Origin of the sequence: Bifidobacterium pullorum subsp. saeculare (genome assembly GCF_016899725.1) — a bacterium.
Classification (GTDB): Bacteria; Actinomycetota; Actinomycetes; order Actinomycetales; family Bifidobacteriaceae; genus Bifidobacterium; species Bifidobacterium pullorum_C.
In genome coordinates this window covers 1-255 of sequence record NZ_JACLYU010000298.1, presented here as the reverse complement: position 1 = coordinate 255, position 255 = coordinate 1, and the positions used below count along the sequence as shown (strand labels likewise).

Sequence of the window (255 nt, the reverse complement as noted above, 5' to 3'; positions counted from 1 at the left end):
CGCCGCGGCATGGCATGGATGGTGCGCTAGCCCCACACGCGCCCGCCCCCCTCGGACAGGGCGCGTATCCGTCCGCGCGGGACGGCATGCCTGTCGCCGGCCTCCATGGCCGCGCGCTGGCAGTGGTGGGCGCCGCGCCCGGGACCCGCCGCGCCGGGGGCGGCGGCGAGACCGGACCCGCCCCTGACCCGTTCCACGGCCCGCGTCTTCTCCCGGTTCGCCGGCCCCTCCGGGACGGGACGCGGGTCGCCGGCC

Annotated in this window: 1 pseudogene; it reads right to left on the bottom strand. The window is 80.8% G+C overall.

Going from position 1 to position 255, the window contains the following annotated elements:
- Window positions 1-26: 26 nt before the first annotated feature.
- Window positions 27-255: pseudogene (locus H7U32_RS10610) on the bottom strand (IS3 family transposase); the annotation flags it as partial.